Source organism: Pseudomonas sp. VA159-2 (assembly GCF_024126635.1).
Lineage (GTDB): Bacteria > Pseudomonadota > Gammaproteobacteria > Pseudomonadales > Pseudomonadaceae > Aquipseudomonas > Aquipseudomonas muyukensis.
In genome coordinates this window covers 1-978 of sequence record NZ_JAMYBV010000079.1, presented here as the reverse complement: position 1 = coordinate 978, position 978 = coordinate 1, and the positions used below count along the sequence as shown (strand labels likewise).

Below are 978 nucleotides of genomic sequence, written 5' to 3'. Positions count from 1 at the left end.
TGGGCCTGTCCCATGGCAGCGGACGCCAAGAAGCTGGCTAATGAGCCAACTGCCTCAAGCCTTTTGCATATTCGTTCGGTGAACGATAGCCCAGTGCCGAATGCAGCCGACTGCTGTTGTAAAACCCATGGATATAGCTAGCAATTGCCAGGTGAGCGTGTTTCTTGGTGGGGTAGACCGTGCAGGCTTCCTCTCTCTTCAATGTAGCGAAGAAGCTTTCAGCTACGGCGTTATCCCAACAGTTTCCTCTCCGGCTCATGCTCTGCACGAAGCCCTTCTTGGCTAAAGCGAAACGAAATTTACTGCTCGCGTACTGGCGCCCTTGGTCGGAATGGAAAATCACTCCGCAGACGCCCAAACAGGCGTTCCAGGCGTTCATGAAAGCGCGCTCGACCAAGTCGTCAGGCATCCTGTCCGCCAGGCTATAACCCAGCACCTGGCGCGTTTGGATGCTCAGTACGACTGCCAGATAAAGCCAGCCCTCTTTCGTAGCGATGTAAGTGATATCGCTGACCCAGGCTGGGGTGGAGCTTTGAACGGAGAACTGACGATCCAATAAATTGCTCGCTACTGGCAGCGCATGGTGACTGTCGGTGGTGCACGGTCTGAAACCACCCTTGGATCGGCCCTGTATGTGTTCTTCATGCATCAGCCGGTCAATGCGCTTATGGCCTACAGCGTGGGCCTGTTGCCGTAGCGCCTCGACCAGCCGCGGTCGACCGTAGGTCTTGCGGCTAGCCGCATAAGCCTTGTGCAGATCGATGCGGATCTGCGCATCCGGATCCGGGCGCCCCTGGCGGTGCTGATAGTCGTAAAATCCTGAAACCGAAACACCCATTACCCGGCACAACAGACGCACCGGAAACTGAGCCCGTTCTTCAGCGACGAAGGCGTATCTCACCTGGACTCTTTGGCAAAGAATACCGCCGCCTTTTTTAGGATTTCACGCTCCAGTTTCAGCTCAGCGTTCTCGGCTCG

The 978-nt window shown here is 56.0% G+C and carries 1 pseudogene; it reads right to left on the bottom strand.

Annotated features, from left to right (window positions below):
• Positions 1–37 precede the first annotated feature (37 nt).
• Positions 38–925, bottom strand: a pseudogene (locus NJG22_RS24435) (IS3 family transposase); the annotation flags it as partial.
• Positions 926–978: the final 53 nt, after the last annotated feature.